Genomic DNA, 17,783 nt, shown 5'->3' with positions numbered 1-17,783 from the left:
TTAACGAACGCCAGCCGGTTGGACTGTTGAACCCTCCGAAAACAGGCCAAGAAAGTTGCTTGCCGACTTTTTCAGCACAATAGGCCGAAAGCAGAAGTTTAGAATGGCTCAGTGTACGGTGTTGCCGCTAGCACAAACAAAGGGTTTTGTTAGGCGCTCTTAATGGCGTCGAGCTTAATTACGTGAACCTGGATTAGTCGATGTGGATTGCAGCTCTGTATAGTAGTCAGGCGGCAGCAGCTAATCCTTGGCCTTGGCGACGTTTCTCCGTCAGCTTCCTGTTGTCCTCAATCAGCTTGAGAGCTGCTGCGAGCTCTTCCACGTCAGCAGAAAATTCGTCGGGAGAAGGTAGCGCAGGGGGAGCCTCGGCTCCTCCCTCATGAGTAAAGTGCGAGCACCTGGTCATGCCGTTGTAGACAGCGCTCGCTTCCTCATCGCTAACAGATACATAACGAAGCTTCATTGTCTCAATGGATCTCTTGAACCGCTTGACCGCTCCTGCGAAGAGATGATCTTCGATCAAGAGCTCCCAGGTATCTCTCATCCGTCGATACCCGTTTCGAACTATGTCATTGTAGCCCTCATAGCTCCCTTGTTCTTCCAGCACTTTTTTCGCGCGCTTTGCCTGCTCGCGAAGATCGGTGACACGTGCGCCAAGCGTCTTTGCTTCGAAAGGCAGACCATCACCACAGAACCCTTTCCTTGAGCCTGCAGCGAAAATGTGTCGGCTCATCGTGGTAACAGCGTATTTTTCGGCAAAATCTTTTAATGCCCAGGCGAAGGCCAAATCATGGGTAAAGACGATAATCTGCCGGCTTTTTGCCTCCGTTACGAGCCTTTTCGCGATTCGCTCACGGCGCACATGATCTAATGACGAAACTGGATCGTCGAAAATCAGACCGGACTTACCAGGTTCAATCCTGACTTCTGCCAAGAACAACGCCATCGCGATGACTCGTTGCTCTCCCTCGCTCAGGATGTCTGAAGTCTTGGCGCGCGCGTACTGTGGCATGGTCTGGAGCTTAAGCTGCTGCATTCGCGCGCCTTTTTGTCCGGTCATCTCAAGCCCGACTTCAAGTTTGCTGAGACCGAGATTTGCTAACTCTTGCACGAAGGCCGCGCGCAGTTCTTCAGTTACATGCGCTTCGTAGAGTGCTGTCGCGATCGCAGTAACTGACCGTGTGCTGCATCCCTTTATCGCATCTCCATACGCATGATCGCACTTATGCCATTCGATGGCGTCAAACACCTTTGGAAGTAACTGCGCCAGCTTAAGCCGTGCTTCAAACTCTAGAAGCTCTTTATGCTTGCGTTCGCGTTCCTCAGGTGTAAGCACGGTTTCCAACTTGATTGCTTCAGCAAGCTGCTTCTCAATAATTTCATCGAGTGGGAGGAGCGGAGAGGGCGGCAACGCCTCTTGTGGATCTACTTTGCGATTTGCAGCCGTTGACATGACGCTAGCGCGGCGTGCAGCCAGTGCGACGGTATACGCATGAATGGCTCCTAGGAGCGCAGACTCATGTTCGTGCATTTCCTCAAGCAGTACCCTATCTGACGGGAAACTTTCAAAATCTAGGGAGGTAACCGCCCGGTACAGGGACTTTGTGGTGTCTCGAGCCTCGCCCGCCTTTTTCTGGGCGTCGGCGTCTAAGAACTTAACGAATGATTTCAACCTGCGCGATGCATTTTCGACAAGGGGTTGCTGGCATAGGACGCAGTGAGCGTCGTCCGGTCCTGGAAATGGTTGCCCTGGATAGGCCACTTCGGTAGCGAATTTTGTCGCGCTTCGAAGTAGATATTCCCATGGTTCGGAGCCAGTCCCGTGCACATGGCATCCCCCAGCCTGAAGCATTTCAGCTGCTATCTTCGAGGCAGCTTCAGCGGCAGTCATTGAACTGAAGGCAGTAGAAAGCGTATTGAGAGCTTCGTTCACTAGAGGCGCTTCGAGTGCGGAAAGCTCAGCACGTAACGTACGAAGTCGCGCTACGTTACGGCGAATCGCTGCCGCAAGCTTGGCGGGATCTTCATCGCGTAGAAGCTGACTTAGTCCGTTCCGCTCGACCTCTTCCTCTGCAGACAGCTCAGCGAGCTTTTTGAATGTTTCTGGGTCGCTCTTGCGGCCCAGCTTCGAGTGAGCCGTCCCTACCGCTGTGGTGCCAGCGAGAACGTCTAGCTGAGTGTGATCAAAATGATTTGTCTTCCTGTCCGCTTCAACTAAGCGTTGGATGTGACCTAGCGCATCCGAAAGACCATGGATCACGTCCATCCCATCAGGGACGAAGAGAACCTTGGCCTGATCGTCAACAAAGATACGGGCGCAGTGCGAATCGAATACGGATATTTGAGAAAGTCGTTGGGGAGGGACTGCGTGTGCAGCCCACGTATGTGAGATGAGCTTGTCCCCCTCGTTCCACTCAAAATTCGCGCTTGCGGCCCTTGCTTCCTTCGCATCGCTGTACACGTCTGGCAAGATGTTCTCCACACTACGTGCACGACACGCTTTTTTGAGAGCACGGGCGTACCCGGACTTTCCGGCCCCATTGTGGCCATACACAATTGTTAACCCTTTAGGATGGAATGTCAGCGCTTGATTGGTGGCGATCGCGTTTAAATTCTCTGGATTGCGGAATGCAAAGAGGCTGACATCAACGCCGTCATTCAACGTAGCCGGAAGCGTTGCTGGGTCAAGTCGTGTCGCAGTCCGACCAAGCGGATTAGGTAGTCCATGCTCGGACTTCGCTAGGTCTGCCAGCTCACGCAAGTCAGCTTGCGAGAGAGCTCCAGAGACCAGTCGCCGAACCGCATCATCTATCCATGCAGGTTGTCCTGCTGCCCAGGCTGCTATTTTCTGAAGTATTTGCATCGTCATTCCTTAGCTTGACCTAGATCACTCTGACCATTCCTTAATGAAAGATTAATTAAAAATTTGCAAAATTGCAACTGGCTGATCACTTTTCCTTACAGCACAACGATCAGACTGCTTCTTCGGTAAATCTGGCAATGCCGTATAGTTAGACGGTGCATGTGGTGGACATCGTCAGGTAGAGCGTACGGTGTACGCTAAATCCAGATCGGATGTCTCGGTACTAGTGCCGCTCGCACTCGCATCGATTGATCCTGCAACGTAGCGGCGGACGGCTGCTGAGAGGTTGTGCCAGCGCTTAGAGCGCTCATCACGGGCAGTTTGAGTTGATATTCTGCAACTTTTTGGCGCTCCCACATCCTTGTCTCGGGCAGCGCGCGACATTTTGGCGTACAATACGCTTATTGATGAAGTTCCTGCGCGGCACCCTACAAAGCGAGGAAAATATGGCTGAAACGAACAAAATGGAAAAAATCGCGAGAGTAAAAGAACTTGCTTCTCGCTTTGCTAGCGATAGTCTTGCAGAAGCTATGTCTGAACGGTTTAGTGCTGCTCAAAGAGCGGTGTCGGGTACCGGAGGCACGAATTCCACGAGGGAAATTTTAGAGGAAATTGAAAAAAACTCGGAATATTTGATTCAATACTCTAGAAACGCTTTAGCGATTTAACCTCTTTTCTTCCTAAAAGAAAGCATGGCGTTGGCCATGCTTTTTTATTTTCGCCCTGATGAAATCGAAACTTCAAGCTGCTCTGCCCTCAATTGTTGAAACTTTTCTTGACCCAGAAGGGCTAGATAACGTTGCCCGTTATTTAAAAATTCAAGAGATCATCACTGTAGCTCATTTTTCCGTTTTTGATTTGGTCGAGACCGAAGTCATCGCTTTAAGTAACGCACTGGACAACCCAAACAGTAGCTATTACCAGTTGAAGCATCTTAACGATTTCATCTTTGCCTATTTAAGTGAATTTGATGTTCATCCCGTCGAGCCGGATATTATCAAGTATACCTGGGCTTTTGGCGAGACTGTGCTGCAGTTCGCGAAGGATCGCAATGCTGCTAATGAAATGGTTTTCTCGGTCATTCGCATGAATACCGTTCGTTGCATGATAGGCGCAGCCCTTGCTCAACGACAGGGAAGGCCTCCATCAAAGACGGGCTCGCTTATGTTGGAAAAAATTCGACGGTCTTGGTGCCATGATCGTCATCTTGAGCTCTTCGGTCCGTTTGGGAGTTACATGACGATTAAAATCTGGTCAGCCGGGTAAAGTTTTGGAAAAACTATTTGGGGCAACCTAGGAAAATTTGATTTCGCTTTTAAACCATCGTGAAAATCTTCGGAATTTGAAATTTTTTTTAAACTTTCGCTAATCAAGCATATGCCAATTGAAGCAATCGTCATTGCGGTCGGAGCGGCTGTTTGGAAGCTCTTCAAGGAGTTGCCTGAGATATTTTCCGGAAGAAATAAGAGCCTACGAGAAGAGGCCGAGTTCGCTGATAAGTTCTTTGTTCGTCTCGCGCAAGACGATTTGTCACCATTTGCGCAAGAAAAAGGGTTCCAGGCTCTAGCAAGAAGTCGGATAGTATCAGCGAGCGAGATTAAGTCGATTCTGGCAATCAAACAGTGCCCCCAACTTGTACGAGATTTTGTTGATGGAAGGGCTTATATAGAACGTGTTAGTATTGGGGAAGGGTCGAAATTTCGCTTTAAAAGAAAATATTATTCGAAATCATCTCGGATGGCGCGAAAGATAGCTTATTTTATTTTCTACATGATCTCGTTTGTGGCTGCAATTTCGCCGTTAATCTGGGCGGGGACGCTGCACGACCTAAAGCCAATTAATTATTTCTTATTTGTTGGCCCATTTTGCCTTTTATTGGCATACGTGAGCGTTGCGGAAGGCCATAACATAACATGCGCGGAAAAAGTGATCACTGAGCAGATGCAATGTGAAGGTAATGATCTGTCGCGTACTTGATATCTGATGTATCGTAAGTATTCAGATGGGATCGCGTTTCAAATGTTGACTTTCAATAGTCTAACCAAGGACATGCTCTACTGCCTCTCGGGCACTCAAGAAACAGGCGAGGATGATCGATAAAAACGTGATGCATACAGCCTGATTTTCCGGGCCGTTCCGGGCTCCCCCTAGGTGTTCTCCCCGGACGGCGCTGGCCCGCTAGCAGGGGCAATGATCGTTGATCTTATGGTATTCGGTCGCGCTCGCAGGGTCGCCGCAAGGCAATGCCTCGGAAGATCGATGGCGATGAGCGTCAGGAGGCAGGGGAAATACTTTACCGTGAACAGCACTATGCGTCACCGAAGAAATATAGGCAAGGCGCGCCGCGTAGCTAACTCATTTCAAATAATCAGATTGAAAAGACGCTGGGCACATTTCATCGATACCCGGCGCTCTCAACTTGCAGAGCGCCAAAATTAATTCCGTTTGTCATAAGGCAACTAGGGCGATGCGGGCTTAGTGGCGTCCCGTGTTGCAGCCGATCGGATATATCCTTTTTAACCGAATCGTCCCGCGATCTCCACCACACAGGCGACGCCCAAGTATTTTCAGCAAACGAATATGAGAATCTTACAAGGGCGTTAGCGAGCTCAGTCTTCTCAAGATCAGCAAGGCTATCAATAAATTTTCGACAGATTTCGTGGTGCTCTTTGATCCAAGAGAACACGAAGCATCCGGCGTTATCATAACTTATGCAATTGAAAATAATATGACTCATCGGGATGTCGGCCCGACCGAAGCTTTGCAAACGAGCGCCGTTGAAATCGAATTCTGGCTGCGTGGAGGCGCTTACAAGTACAAATGGAATACTCGAAAGCTCAACTACATAGTGATGCATATCCGCAAATGCCGAGCTCTTCAATATCTCGTCCATTTTCGTCTTTATGAAATTTAGCTCTCTTAGTGCAAGGTCGACGCCTGCAGCAAACCCAGTAGCAGTTTGCTGAACCATAAACTGCATCGCTTCTTCCATTCCCTGGTCGGCTTGTCGCATAAGTTCAGCGGTTCTAACGTTTGCCTCTTTCAAAAAGAGTTCGCGAGAAATCGACCTGTAAGCTAGGAGAAACAGCTGCTGATCACTCAGGGTCACTGGATGATCTTCAACTGGGGCAAATAGCTGCTTATCGTGGCGTGCGCAAAAACCAGTGAATGTGGAGGCCTTATTGATCCCAACCTTGCTCAAGGTAATTTTTCCAGAATTTTCGATAAGCGCGCTTAATGTTACTTTCGTGCCCATGACGTGACCATCTTCAGCGATCTGCTTTAACGATCCACTCTTCGATATAGTATGGGCGCTTACAATCCTTGGCGAGCATTGAGCATCGTCTAGATCTTTGGCTAGACATTTTGCTATCGCGCCGATTTGTTTCCGGTGCGCTTCAAGATCCGCGCGTGTAAATGGCGCTGCCTTTTCTCGGTTGAGATGACAACGTTTATGTTTTTTTCCTGAGCCGCACCAGCACGGATCATTTCTACCAGCCTTTGCTTTAATCATTTTAGATCACCGTTCATGTGCCGCACTTGTTCTCAATCGCATGTTTTTTCGATTGCGTGCATTTTCTTATATCTCTGGTCAAACTGTTGCTTCTATTTCTCTTCCCATTCGGATATGGTCTTACCTGATCGCACACCCACCGGTATGGAGGGGCCGTGATACCCGATCCGAACGTTCCCCATATGCATCTGCTGTCGTGGAGCCGCGCGCTCTCCAGTCAACTCGACCCCATTGGCTTGAGCTTGCATCCTAGCAAAGCCCCGCAGCATCTTTTCCCGGTATGAATACCAGCCAGGTCGCCCGTCTTCTTGCTGAAGGACCGCACCATATGGTAGTGTTTTTAGTTTCCGCAGCTGTGTGGTGAATCTAGCCCGATCAATTGCGGCACGCCCGTCTCGGCGTTTGCCAACAATCACTTTGTACGACTCGTACATGTCATTCGTTGATCTGAGTAGATCATCATGGTCTGCGGTCGCCCAAGCAATGTCTTCGAATTCCTGGGGGCGGTGCAATACCGCGCTTTCATAGGGACGTTTTAGTTCCGCAGTCGTGGAGACGATAGCGTCCGCGAGGCCTTGATTGAAAAGATCCCAACCAATTTCTTCAACGCGGGCGTCCGCAGAATAGGCGGCCCAAAGGATTTTCTCTGTCACTAAATGAATATAATAAGGATACCCATCACTTACCATCGCAATACGCCAGTTGACATCGTCATTCAGACCTATCCCAAAAGACTCAACGGCTGAGCGTACAATCTCCCGACGCGCATCCCAGCCGAGGCGTGGTAGCTCGACTGTTTCAAGTTGACGATAGGCTGACTGGTGGGCGCCTAGAAGCTCGTCGAGAGATCGCCCAATACCAGTGAAAATAAATTTGAGTTTTATTGAACGGTCACCCATCTGTTTGAGTAATGCAGCAAATTTGTTTCGTTCAATAGGGTCAGCGATCGTGTCAAATTCATCAACTACAACGGAGCGCTTATCTGAAGGACTGGCAATTTGGCTTAGGAGCTCTACGGCATCTCCGACAGACCGAATTGCGGCTGCGATATCAATCCCTGTAGCTGCATTACCTTCCGTGAACTTCATTCCGTTCACCTCGACGGATTGATGTTCAAACCGCTGTACCTCCTCAGTACGACGTTGCCCAATGGCTTGACTTATGATGTTTCCAACAATGGTATTAAACGTATCATTAGGCGAGCCTGACGCAAATATCGGCAACGTTCCAGCAGTTTGATATTGGGTCGCCGCTGTCTGGCCCAGTGAACTCTTTCCAACACCTCGGTCACCATAGATGAAGACATGACGCCCCGGCGCATATAGGCTCTTCTTTATAGTGTCTAATTCCTTACTGCGGCCTTTAAGATGTTCCAGATCATGAATCGGTCGGGATGGAGACAGGAGGATACCTAGCTTGGTCCCGAATTCATCTTCCGTATAGCCTTCAATAGCCATTCTTAAAAACTTTCACTGTTGATTGGGCGAACTCAAACTGATTTTAACCTGCTAACGACACCAACGCCCCAATCGTGGTGGCGACTGTCGCGACGTCAGGCAGCGCATTTAGCATTGCCCTGACTACGGAACGCTTCGGCTTTTCACCAGTAAACTGTGACTCTACACCATCAATAATCTCTAAAGCCTCATCTCGATCCGCAGGAGGCAGTGGAGCTGTATTCATTGCGTTACGCAGATTAGCAAGCAATCGTGCGACCTCGCCACTATTGTCCTGTACTAAATTAGTCGAGTTATCAATCGAATGGTTATTTATGCGAGCATTGCTGCCAGTGACGTTATATGTGATTGACTGCACAGCGCTTTGTGCCTCTGGCACTCCCAACTTCCTGACCCTAACTCGGTAGCCTGCAGGTATGGGCCCCAGTCCTTCATGGAATCCTGGATCGATGACGACAAATGTTTCTTCACCGCCATTGGACATTGAACGCAAAATTAGATCGTTCGGCTCAATAAATGGCTTGGATTGCATGATCGATATCTCTTCACTTTGCACCGCTGCTTTTATTCCCTCAAATCTTGCACCATCATTGCGTTTGACAATGGTAATCGTATCGCGCATCAATTTATCAAACGGCATAATTTCCTTTCGAATCGAAAAAATTTGAATTTTGAGGCCGAACTAAGTAACAGGAGAGGTTGACTCAACCGCGTATCGTCTCGGCCCATTATACCTGTATATTCGTACAGTGTGTGATTTACGGCAACTTCTGAGCACAACGAACGAAGTCTTGACGCAGGGGCCTTTTTCGCCGGAAGCAGTTGGCCATGAAGCGTCCAGTTTACTCGAATTGTTGCCAGGTTGAAAAATTTGGAGTTCGCGCTTCGGACGAACTTGACGTCCGCTAACGACTCCATCGCACTCCTTGGAGTTCAGCATCTTTAACGCCAAGCCCTTATTGTTCAGTTTAGGGCTCAAGGAGCTTACTCATCTCGTAGAAGGAATTAGGTAGTCCAAGAAGTAGCCAGCCGAGCGAAAGGTGCAGATCAATAACCATCCAACAAAATTGGGAGGGTCACTCGCGAGTACCAGCTTCTTTTTGCAGCGGTCAGGGGCAGGTCTGGATCCGGACAAGAGCTCAACTAAAAGTTCTTCTACCATAGCAAGAATGCGCGAGCTGCCATACCAGCCTTTGTGCTTTTGTTTCGCAATTTAAAAATGGGAAAGTCCGCACATAAACAACAAAAGAAAATTTAAAGAATCGGCTGTACGGTTTCAGGCTTATGCTGAACCTGAACTCAGGCTATTACGTCAGGAATTGAATTTGCGCGCGTGAAATCGTTGTCGGGTGAAATCGTCAACCCAGTAGCAAGGCGGGAGGGCATAATGCGAAACTTTGGAGTTACTTGGTACGAAGCGCTGCGCACCGGTTTTTTTTCGTTGAACAGCGTAATTTTTCTTTGCTCCTGCAGCAATGGATCGGATGCGCCGGCCGTGCTCCCCCCTCCAGTTCCATCGGTCGGGCCTGCCAGTCCCCAGGTCACCTCAGCGACGATTCCCTTAATCAACACTACGGTTACGGTGGCTGCTACGGTGCCGGAGGCGGTAAGTGTTTCGGTTACCGCGTATGCCTCGGCGTTAGCAAGCACGCGCGCTGGGGATCCGCTTACGATCCCGTCAAATAGGAACGGAGATACCCTTGTTCTAGCGCTTGACGGCGAACAGAACGTCCGCTTGGCGGGCATGACGACCGCATCGTTGACCGTCCTGGACGCGCAGACGACCGCCCATGCGCTAGTTCGCGTGCTGATGGGCACGGTACCGACCGGAAAGACAGTAGAGGAACTGAACAGCGCGATTCGCAGCGCTGATCAATTTGCACCATTAGTGGCAGTGGTAGCCCGCGAGATCGAGCAAGGCCGGCCTCCGTTGACCTCCAAAGCGGCGACCCCGCTTGCCATGGACGTAATCGCGCAGGCCATGGCACTGCTTGTCCCGGCCAGCGCAACGGCACCGGCCCCAGGTCCCAGCGGAACCAGGTTGCTCGCAATATCGAGCAACCGAGCCTCTGACCTCCAACCCCCTTACGTTATCGTTGGCACCAGTAGAGTCGGTGTCCAGATTGTTGACGGCGGTGTAGTTGTTCGCAACACGCTGCCGTTGGCTTGGAGCGCAAATACCTCGCCAGATCCCGAAGTGGTCGAGTTGCCTGCGGCCTCCATACAAAGCGCCCTGACGCTGGCCGGTTTGAACGGTGCCGGCCACGAGGGAACGTTAATCGATTTTCTGTCGGGACTTGAAACCAAGACGCTGACGAACAATCAGGGCAAGGCTTTCGACTTGAGCGTGTTCCAGGATGAGGCATCGCGCCGCACAAATACGAAGGCCATGATCGTCGACACTGTGAAGTTGGCGCTCTCCATGATGGCCGCAGATCCTTTGGTTGAGGACAAGTGCGTGCAGGAGTTCGTCAATGCTACCTATCAGCCCGACGAGATTGAAGCGATCTACCGCTCGGGCTCGATGGAAAGCTTGAGAAACTATTTGATCGCACTAGTAAAAGACGCGGGTGTTGGCCTCGCGAGTACCTGCCTGCAAATAAAAATTGAAACGCCCTCAGTGCTGACCGAGAAACTTGTCGAAGTCGTTACCAACATCCCAGGCGAGCTTTTTACCAACTTCATCGGACTAGCCGGAAAATATGCCGCACTTACTCGCTACTCCAATACGCCGAAAGTGACCGTAGGTGTGTGTGAAACGCCTGGAAGAGCGTTCGGCTTCACTCTGGTCAACTGCGCGACAAGGTTCGAAATGGATCCTATAGCGATGGCGCCAGGCGCTGAATCGGTATTGGCGATACGAGCATTCGACCGAAATGGGAAATTGACGGCCGCATCCACCGGTCTGTCTATCACAGCACCTGCGAATGCGGGTTATGTGGCAATTGACGAAGCCAACCGCCTTGTCCGTTCCCTGAAGAAGGGAACGGTCGATATCGTCGTTGAAGATAAGGGAGTCGACGTCAGGGCAACGGTGCGGGTCGACGTGGTCGACCCTGTTTTGAACCCGACTGCAGCGCGCGTGGAGGTAGGCGGTACGGCAGTGTTCTTCGTCAGGGGGCCTTCGGGGGAGCCCATCGTCCTCCCGCGATCGGGCATGGAGCCACGGTCGGCAGACAGCGCCGTGGCCGAGTTCAATCTGCCAGCGAGTTTTCTGCTCGGTAGCGGGGGCACCGCTTTCACGGCCAGGGGTGGCGGCCAGACAACTGTTTCGGTCAGCCATCCGTCATGGGCAACGACACCATCGGCGGTACTGATTGTCGATGCCGCGCCACCACCAGTGCCAGCCAACGGTGCTTTCTATACCGGGCAACTCGAAACCAGGACGTTCGAAGGCCAAAACCCAAACACTTTTGCTCTGACTCCAGTGCGCGGCTTCTCGTTCCGTCTCGGAGGCGAAAGCCTCAACGTCAGGGAAGAACTGGAAAACGGCTGCGTCGGTGGAACCGCTCCAATCGCACCGACAGTAGGCAGCAGTTTCACGCTGGATTTCGCGTCGAATCCCCCGTGGGCTGCGGTGGTTCCTGGAAAAATTACGTTCACCATCACTCGTGTCGCAGGTACGCGGATCGACGGCACCTTCCTGTACGAATCGGTCGGGCCAACGGGGATCTACAGGGAGCGCGGCAATTGGATATCCAGTCAGCGCCCATCTGCCTTTCCAAAATGCCTGCCTCCAACGCGGGTTAACGGAGTGGACAGTCAAGGGAGGCAGACTACCGATACACCCTCATTCTTCTGTTCGACCTACGACCCTACGGGTGACCCTTGGGGCTGCAGCTACCGGGGACCGCTCAGCCCGGCTAGGCCTGGTGAGTGGCAGCCGTAAGGGAGCCCGCATTCGGTCTATTGTGTTGAAAAAGCTCCGCCTGAATTCGCGATCTCGGTAGCGTGCCCCTGTCTACTAGGGCACGAAAATGTAAGTTGCGATGATGGGACGCTAAGCAACGAAACGAGAGGTGTTCGAGTCGGTCAGTCTTGACGAATACGTTCCCGAGAACCATCTGTTGAGAGCGGTGGACCGTTATCTCGACCTCAGCGATTTTCGTCAGCATCTGGCCGACTCTTACAGTCACACCGGCCAGCCGTCGATCGATCCCGAGCTGATGGTCCGCATGCTGATCATCAGCTACTGGGATCAGCTCGAAGCGCCGATAATGCGAAGAGGTGTAAACCGCCCCGGATTTTTGTAGAGGCTCCATTGTTTGAGAGAATGGAGCCNGATGGTCCGCATGCTGATCATCAGCTACTGGGATCAGCTCGAAGCGCCGATAATGCGAAGAGGTGTAAACCGCCCCGGATTTTTGTAGAGGCTCCATTGTTTGAGAGAATGGAGCCATGAAGAAGCAACCCAAGTATTCCCCCGAAGTCATCGAGCGCGCTGTGCGCATGGTCAGCGAAGCTGTCAGCGAGTACAGCTCGCAGTGGGCGGCGATCGAATCCATCGCAGCCAAGATCGGCTGCATCCCTGAAACGCTTCGCCGCTGGGTACGCCAGCAGGAACGTGATTCAGGCCAGCGCCCAGGGCCGACTACCGCCGAAGAGGAGCGCATCAAGGCGCTCGAGCGAGAAGTAAGCGAGCTGCGCAAGGCCAACGAGATCCTGCGTCTGGCGAGTGCTTTTTTCGCCCAGGCGGAGCTCGGCCGCCACTTCAAGCCGTGAGGGCATTTATCGACCAGTACCGCCATGCCTACGGTATCGAGCCGATCTGCAAGGTGATGCAGGTCGCGCCGTCGGGGTACTGGCGTTATGCAGCGCAGCAACGCAACCCGACATTGCGGTGTGCCCAGGTCCAGCGCGATGAGGTGCTGAGCGTCGACATTGAGCGGGTCTGGCAAGCAAACCTGCAGGTCTACGGTGCCGACAAAGTGTGGTGCCAACTTCGGCGTGAGGGAACGGACGTGGCCCGCTGCACGGTGGAGCGCTTGGTGCGCAAGGCTGGCCTGCGTGGTGTCATACGTGGCAAGGTCATGCGCACTACGGTTGCCGATACGAAGGCGCCGTGTCCGCTCGACGGGTTAACCGCCAGCTCAAGGCGCAGCGGCCAAACCAGCTGTGGGTCATCGACTTCACCAATGTCTCGACGTGTCAGGTTTCGCGTACGTAGCTTTCGTCATCGACGTCTTCGCCCGGTGCATCGTCGGCTGGCGCGTCAGCAGCTCGATGCGGACCGACTTCGTGCTCGATGCCCTGGAGCAGGCGCTGTACGCCCGTCAGCCCGAACGAAACGAGCTGATCCACCATAGTGACAGGGGCTCGCAATATGTGTCGATAAAGTACAGCGAACGCCTAGCAGAAGCCGGCATCGAGCCGTCTGTGGGCAGCAAGGGCGACAGTTTCGACAACGGCTTGGCCGAGACCAACAACGGGCTCTACAAGGCCGAGCTGATCCACCGTCGCGGCCCCTGGAAAACGCGTGAAGCCGTCGAACTGGCCACGCTGGAATGGGTATCCTGGTTTATCGCTTGCTGGAACCGCTCGGCTATATACCGCCGGCCGAAGCTGAGGCAAACTATTATGAGCAACTGAGCAGTCAAGCCATCTCGGCCTGACTCACACTAACCGGCCTCCACGAAAGCCGGGGCGGTTCAGAATCAGATACTAACTTCTTCACATATGGTCCCTTGAACGTGATGCAACGGTGGTTCATGGCAATGCATGTCGCCAATTCCACGTTGGCGCGCGACTCGTCAAGCAAATACGCGATGGCTACCTCAGGACATATTTCTTGTTTCAAGTGCAACAAGCTCGTACAATTGATAATTGCGACCGTTCACCATCGGCCAGCAGCACCTATACTTAGACTAACTACCTAGTCCTTATATTCTTCCGTATTTATCAAATTTCTAAATTTCACTAACGCCAGGCTGTCTTCTATTATATTTACAGATAAATATTTAAGAAAAATTATGAGTAAATTAACGTCTGATGACTTAGTCAGAGCTGCGCTTTGGGAGGCTTATGGTAAACGTTGTTTTTGGCACGGTGAACCCATCGCTTTTGCCGAGCTTGAGGTTGATCATTTGATTCCAGAAAGCTTAGAGAAGAAACCACTTGAGCTAAAAAAAATTCTGAAGAGCGTTAGTCTCCCTACGGATTACGACTTGCAGGGGTTACAAAATTTAGTGCCCTCGTGTGGCACCTGTAATGGAAAAAAGTCAGCAGAAGTATATAAAATTCCACGGTTAATATCGTTGGTTCAACTGGTTGAAAGAACTCTGCCCAATGTAAATAAGCTTATTAAGCCAAAAAAAGCGAAACTGAGCTTTGAGGAAACATATATTAACGCTGTTCGGGCGGAGAAAACTGGCGACTGGAAAATTTCTGATTTGGTTGCAAAATTTCGAGAAAATGGTCACATTGAATTTGGCGTAAGTCGCCCTCCTAGAAGTCACCGGCCACCTCAATTGTCAAGCAGTGATTATGAGTCGCCCTCGGCTGATTCTACTAATGTCGAAAATTCATTAGGTAGGCCTGTCTTTCTTACGTCCGTTGCAATTGACGATCTGCGGGCAATCCATATGCCTTGGAAAGAGTTCGAATACCATTTAACAAAAGGGAAAGAAGAGCATGCGGAGATAGCAGGTGTGAAATTGATAGTCTCGCGCATCGATGACTATAAAAGATTACATGTATTCTATAGCGTGGGTGATAAAAACATACGTTTGCTACGTTGTCTTATAATAAACAAAAAATGTTTGTAAGCTTAGGTGGATGACGCCGAGTTAAACGACTTGAGTTGGCTCGTGGTCGCAGGGGCAGGCTGCGTCCAATGTTTCGTGCAAGCTAAAAGCCAGTCCAAGATTCTTTCTTCGATCTACGTTTAATAAGCAGTGTGTTTGCATAAAAGCAGCAGGATCGGTAAATAATTGCTCACCAATAATTTGTAACGGGATTGTATAAGCGAACATGAAACTTGAGAAAGAAATATCTGTTCTGTTGCCGCAAGTGGAAAAAATAATTACTGACACTGCTTCTTACTGGGCCGCGTTTTACTGTTCAGTCTTAAAAACAATTAGATATCAAATTAACCTTCAATATAGATGGGGGGAAAGCAGAAGTTTACAGGAATATCGAGGTGAACTTCGGGAGAGTAGATTTTTCAACAACATGAAGAGCACGGTTTTAAATCATGCCTTTGAATATGTAATGGTCGATTTTCTAAAGACGACGGCTGGACGCACTTACTTTCAAAAGTTATGCGAGAAAGTGTTGGGTGATTACGAAATCTTTGATTTCAGGATCTCCCTAATGAACATATTTAAGGTTGGCACGGATTCTGAAATTTTTAATGCTAGGCAAAATTACAGAAAAACCAGATTGATGATGCTTTTGCCTAATGGAATTAAGGCCATGCCAGAAAGCAGCATCGCGCTCCCAAGCACGATGATGGGGAATTATCAACTTAATGACACACTTCGACATTCTGATCTTTTCGTCATAATTTCGAATGGGGAAGAGACTATTGGATTTGTAGGTGAGGTCGAAGGAAACCATGGTGAAGAACTATACAGAAGATCTTATTTTGAAAGAAACAAGAGGAAAGATCAGCACTGTGTGTTTGGAATCAGCGTTTCCGACAAAAAAAATCACGCTGATGTCTCTCTAAAAGAAAAAATAACTTTAAATAGAAGCAGCACGGTTGAGAGATGGATACTTAACTTTTCGAAATCCAATTTCTACATCAAGGATTATCATGCGGCAATTGAAAATTTGCAGAATTTAATTGAGGGACATTTCGGCTACATGGCCAACATCGAAGATCAAGGCCATACAAAAATTTTAGAAATCATCAAGACCTATTGGAAAAAAGATATAGCTGAGTTGATCAGCTCGCTTGAGGCATTTGTGGACTTTGTTTCTCCAATAGGTAACTTTCATTACCAGGAAACGATCAACGGCAAGATGATATATAGACCCTCCCCGTTGGTCCTCCCAGATCAGCTACCGCTGTATTCATTCGATGACATCAGTGTCGATATAACGTCATAATTTGGAAGTTGGTGGCTCTAGGTCGATTTCAAGCTGCCAGGTGTGTAGTCAGTACAGTCGCTCTTTTTTCGACGTTGTACCATCCGTTAGGCTTGGAAGCAGACGTTACAAGGGCATGCAGTCGGTGAGAAGCTTCCCGCTGCGGAAACAGCAAGGGGCTGTACCGCCTTAACTATCAATCATCGCAGACCTGAGCGTAGAAGATTTTACGGGCGAATCAGGGGTTGATGTTGCAGCAAACTGCGGACGATTTGCTGCATACATGGAGCGCCGAATGGAAGGTGAAGCATTGAAACAAATCTGCTCTAAGAGGCTTTCAGAGAGCTTCATCCCGGTCGACTGCGAAGACGGACGGCTAGTAAAAACGGGGGCTTGGCAGGTACGATGAGTGCTGACGGTAATCACAAGTGCACTGCATAGAAAGGCAGTGTTCAGGTTTGAGATGATGTTACGACAGGCGCTGGCAGGCTGTTGATGTCAATCCAAAGCACTTTCAGAAGGTGTCACGGATAGGATCGCGCGGAAGAATCAAGATATCAAAGCTGAGAAAAATTGACTTGCGGAAATGTGTAAACAAGTCGAATTACTGTGGAATTCTCCTCATTCTGTTTACATTGCCCCGATCAGCGGAAGACGGGTTGAAGAATTTTTCCTTTAAATACAGCACTATAGGGCGAGTGTCGATCTGTTTACAGGTGCATAGCCGATGATAAGTGCCAGAGGAAGGTATGGTTGCTCATGAAATCCAGGAAGAGGGTAACGCCGGCTTGGCGCCGCCAGCGTGGCACGGAATTGTCAGGGCCATGCCCCGTTCCGTCAACCGTTCGTGGACTTGTGGCCCGGTGGCCCAGCGGCCTGGCAGCTTAGCGGCTGACGCAGTTGCGCCCGGCCTCTTTCGCGCGGTACAGGGCGGCATCGGCCGCTTCGATGAGGGCGGTTTCGTCGGTGTCCGGGTCGAGCACGGCCACGCCGAAGCAGGCGGTCAGGTGCGGCATCGGCACGCGCATGTCGGGGAACAGCACGGCTTCGCGCATCTTCTGGCACAGGCGGTCGGCCACCATGTGCGCCAGGTCGCCGCTGGTGTCGGGCAGCACCGCCATCAGTTCTTCGCCGCCATAGCGCACGGCAAAGTCGGACGGACGCAGGCCATCGCGGATCACGTTCGCCGCGGCGCACAGGGCGGCATCGCCGACCAGGTGGCCATGGGTGTCGTTGAACTTCTTGAAGTTGTCGAGGTCAACCATGAGCAGGGCCAGCGGGCTGCCCTGGGCACGCGCGCGGCCCACCAGTTTCGGCAGCATGTCGGCCAGCCAGGTGCGGTTGTACAGGCCGGTAAGGGTGTCGTTCAGCGAGAGCTGGCGGTAGAACTCGCCCAGCTTCTGGCGCCTGCGCAGCATGGCATTGGTGGCGCGGATGCGGAAGGACAGCAGGCGCAGCAGGTTGCGTGCCACGGCGTTCGAGTGGTCGATGAGTTCCCAGGCGAGCTCGGATTCGATCACCAGCAGGGTGGTGTCTTCCACCGCGCGCACGGCGTCCAGGTTCACAGCGTCGTCCAGCACCGATTGCTCGCCCACGCTTTCGCCGGGCAGGATGCGGTTCACGTTGCCGTCCGAGCCGCCGGCGTGGCCGTCGGTCTCGACTTCGAGCATGCCGGTCAGCACGATGTACAGGCGCGCGCGGACCGTGTCTTCGATGGGTTCGCCTTCGGTGACCCGCACCACGTCGCACTCGGCGATGGCGCGTGCCGCGGCAGCCATGTCGGCTCCGCGAAACAATTGCAGGTCGTCGACTTTGTGCCCCGACTGGCCAAACTTACCGATGTGTTTCAAGACTTTTCTCCGCGTGGTTGCTGGCGCAGTGTAAACCATAAGTTGCATGATAAACCATCATGCACATC

12 protein-coding genes, 2 pseudogenes and 1 other annotated feature are annotated in these 17,783 nt (G+C 51.2%); of the genes and pseudogenes, 8 read left to right on the top strand and 6 right to left on the bottom strand.

What is annotated here, in order from left to right; translation table 11 throughout:
• Window positions 1-226: 226 nt before the first annotated feature.
• Window positions 227-2,662, bottom strand: coding sequence for an AAA family ATPase (locus QWL29_RS22435; protein WP_305825074.1), 2,436 nt, complete (start codon window positions 2,660-2,662; stop codon window positions 227-229).
• Window positions 2,663-3,270: 608 nt separating this feature from the next.
• Between QWL29_RS22435 and QWL29_RS22430 the strand changes: the two genes are divergently transcribed.
• The 3 genes from QWL29_RS22430 to QWL29_RS22420 all read left to right on the top strand — a co-directional run bounded on the left by QWL29_RS22430 (window position 3,271) and on the right by QWL29_RS22420 (window position 4,840).
• The gene (locus tag QWL29_RS22430) at window positions 3,271-3,531 is read left to right on the top strand and encodes a hypothetical protein (RefSeq protein WP_305825073.1); all 261 of its coding nucleotides are present in this window, start codon (window positions 3,271-3,273) and stop codon (window positions 3,529-3,531) included.
• Window positions 3,532-3,589: 58 nt separating this feature from the next.
• Window positions 3,590-4,129, top strand: a complete 540-nt coding sequence (locus tag QWL29_RS22425) for a hypothetical protein (protein WP_305825072.1) — start codon at window positions 3,590-3,592, stop codon at window positions 4,127-4,129.
• A 111-nt stretch (window positions 4,130-4,240) separates the two neighbouring features.
• Window positions 4,241-4,840 carry a hypothetical protein gene (locus QWL29_RS22420; protein ID WP_305825071.1) on the top strand — a complete coding sequence of 200 codons (600 nt, stop codon included), beginning with the start codon at window positions 4,241-4,243 and terminating at the stop codon, window positions 4,838-4,840.
• 418 nt (window positions 4,841-5,258) lie between these two features.
• Here the strand turns inward: QWL29_RS22420 and QWL29_RS22415 are convergent, their stop codons facing one another.
• The 4 genes from QWL29_RS22415 to QWL29_RS22400 all read right to left on the bottom strand — a co-directional run bounded on the left by QWL29_RS22415 (window position 5,259) and on the right by QWL29_RS22400 (window position 9,484).
• Entirely contained in the window at window positions 5,259-6,377 is a 1,119-nt protein-coding gene (locus QWL29_RS22415) for a YecA family protein (protein WP_305825070.1), read from the bottom strand.
• A 92-nt stretch (window positions 6,378-6,469) separates the two neighbouring features.
• A complete protein-coding gene (locus QWL29_RS22410) occupies window positions 6,470-7,834 on the bottom strand; it encodes an ATP-binding protein (protein WP_305825069.1) in 1,365 nt (454 codons plus the stop codon).
• Window positions 7,835-7,877: 43 nt separating this feature from the next.
• On the bottom strand, window positions 7,878-8,474 hold the full coding sequence (locus QWL29_RS22405) for a hypothetical protein (RefSeq protein WP_305825068.1): 597 nt from the start codon (window positions 8,472-8,474) through the stop codon (window positions 7,878-7,880).
• A 659-nt stretch (window positions 8,475-9,133) separates the two neighbouring features.
• A complete protein-coding gene (locus QWL29_RS22400) occupies window positions 9,134-9,484 on the bottom strand; it encodes a hypothetical protein (protein ID WP_305825067.1) in 351 nt (116 codons plus the stop codon).
• A 94-nt stretch (window positions 9,485-9,578) separates the two neighbouring features.
• On the opposite strand from QWL29_RS22400, the gene QWL29_RS22395 reads away from it, so the two are divergent.
• The 5 genes and pseudogenes from QWL29_RS22395 to QWL29_RS22375 all read left to right on the top strand — a co-directional run bounded on the left by QWL29_RS22395 (window position 9,579) and on the right by QWL29_RS22375 (window position 15,886).
• Complete coding sequence (locus QWL29_RS22395; protein ID WP_305825066.1) at window positions 9,579-11,723, top strand: hypothetical protein; 2,145 nt, start codon at window positions 9,579-9,581, stop codon at window positions 11,721-11,723.
• Between the two features lie 130 nt (window positions 11,724-11,853).
• Window positions 11,854-12,027: pseudogene (locus QWL29_RS22390) on the top strand (transposase); the annotation flags it as partial.
• A 205-nt stretch (window positions 12,028-12,232) separates the two neighbouring features.
• Window positions 12,233-13,446, top strand: a pseudogene (locus QWL29_RS22385) (IS3 family transposase).
• Window positions 12,511-12,627 (top strand) — a sequence feature (AL1L pseudoknot). (Overlaps the previous pseudogene by 117 nt.)
• A gap of 357 nt (window positions 13,447-13,803) precedes the next feature.
• Window positions 13,804-14,598, top strand: a complete 795-nt coding sequence (locus QWL29_RS22380) for an HNH endonuclease (RefSeq protein WP_305825065.1) — start codon at window positions 13,804-13,806, stop codon at window positions 14,596-14,598.
• A 205-nt stretch (window positions 14,599-14,803) separates the two neighbouring features.
• Window positions 14,804-15,886 (top strand): hypothetical protein, encoded by a 1,083-nt coding sequence (locus QWL29_RS22375; RefSeq protein WP_305825064.1) that lies wholly within the window; start codon window positions 14,804-14,806, stop codon window positions 15,884-15,886.
• Window positions 15,887-16,749: 863 nt separating this feature from the next.
• Here QWL29_RS22375 and QWL29_RS22370 read toward each other — a convergent pair.
• The gene (locus tag QWL29_RS22370) at window positions 16,750-17,715 is read right to left on the bottom strand and encodes a GGDEF domain-containing protein (RefSeq protein ID WP_305825063.1); all 966 of its coding nucleotides are present in this window, start codon (window positions 17,713-17,715) and stop codon (window positions 16,750-16,752) included.
• Between the last annotated feature and the right edge of the window lie 68 nt (window positions 17,716-17,783).

It is taken from the genome of Massilia brevitalea (assembly GCF_030711405.1).
GTDB classification, from domain to species: domain Bacteria; phylum Pseudomonadota; class Gammaproteobacteria; order Burkholderiales; family Burkholderiaceae_D; genus Telluria; species Telluria brevitalea.
The sequence above is the reverse complement of the archived record's forward strand: the minus strand, read 5'-3'. Positions and strand labels throughout refer to the sequence as shown.

Excerpts from the sequence above, each read along its gene's own strand:
- QWL29_RS22430 (WP_305825073.1), top strand. The coding sequence starts at position 3,271 with ATGAAGTTCCTGCGCGGCACCCTACAAAGCGAGGAAAATATGGCTGAA.
- QWL29_RS22425 (WP_305825072.1), top strand. The coding sequence starts at position 3,590 with ATGAAATCGAAACTTCAAGCTGCTCTGCCCTCAATTGTTGAAACTTTT.
- QWL29_RS22420 (WP_305825071.1), top strand. The coding sequence starts at position 4,241 with ATGCCAATTGAAGCAATCGTCATTGCGGTCGGAGCGGCTGTTTGGAAG.
- QWL29_RS22415 (WP_305825070.1), bottom strand. The coding sequence starts at position 6,377 with ATGATTAAAGCAAAGGCTGGTAGAAATGATCCGTGCTGGTGCGGCTCA.
- QWL29_RS22410 (WP_305825069.1), bottom strand. The coding sequence starts at position 7,834 with ATGGCTATTGAAGGCTATACGGAAGATGAATTCGGGACCAAGCTAGGT.
- QWL29_RS22405 (WP_305825068.1), bottom strand. The coding sequence starts at position 8,474 with ATGCCGTTTGATAAATTGATGCGCGATACGATTACCATTGTCAAACGC.
- QWL29_RS22395 (WP_305825066.1), top strand. The coding sequence starts at position 9,579 with ATGACGACCGCATCGTTGACCGTCCTGGACGCGCAGACGACCGCCCAT.
- QWL29_RS22380 (WP_305825065.1), top strand. The coding sequence starts at position 13,804 with ATGAGTAAATTAACGTCTGATGACTTAGTCAGAGCTGCGCTTTGGGAG.
- QWL29_RS22375 (WP_305825064.1), top strand. The coding sequence starts at position 14,804 with ATGAAACTTGAGAAAGAAATATCTGTTCTGTTGCCGCAAGTGGAAAAA.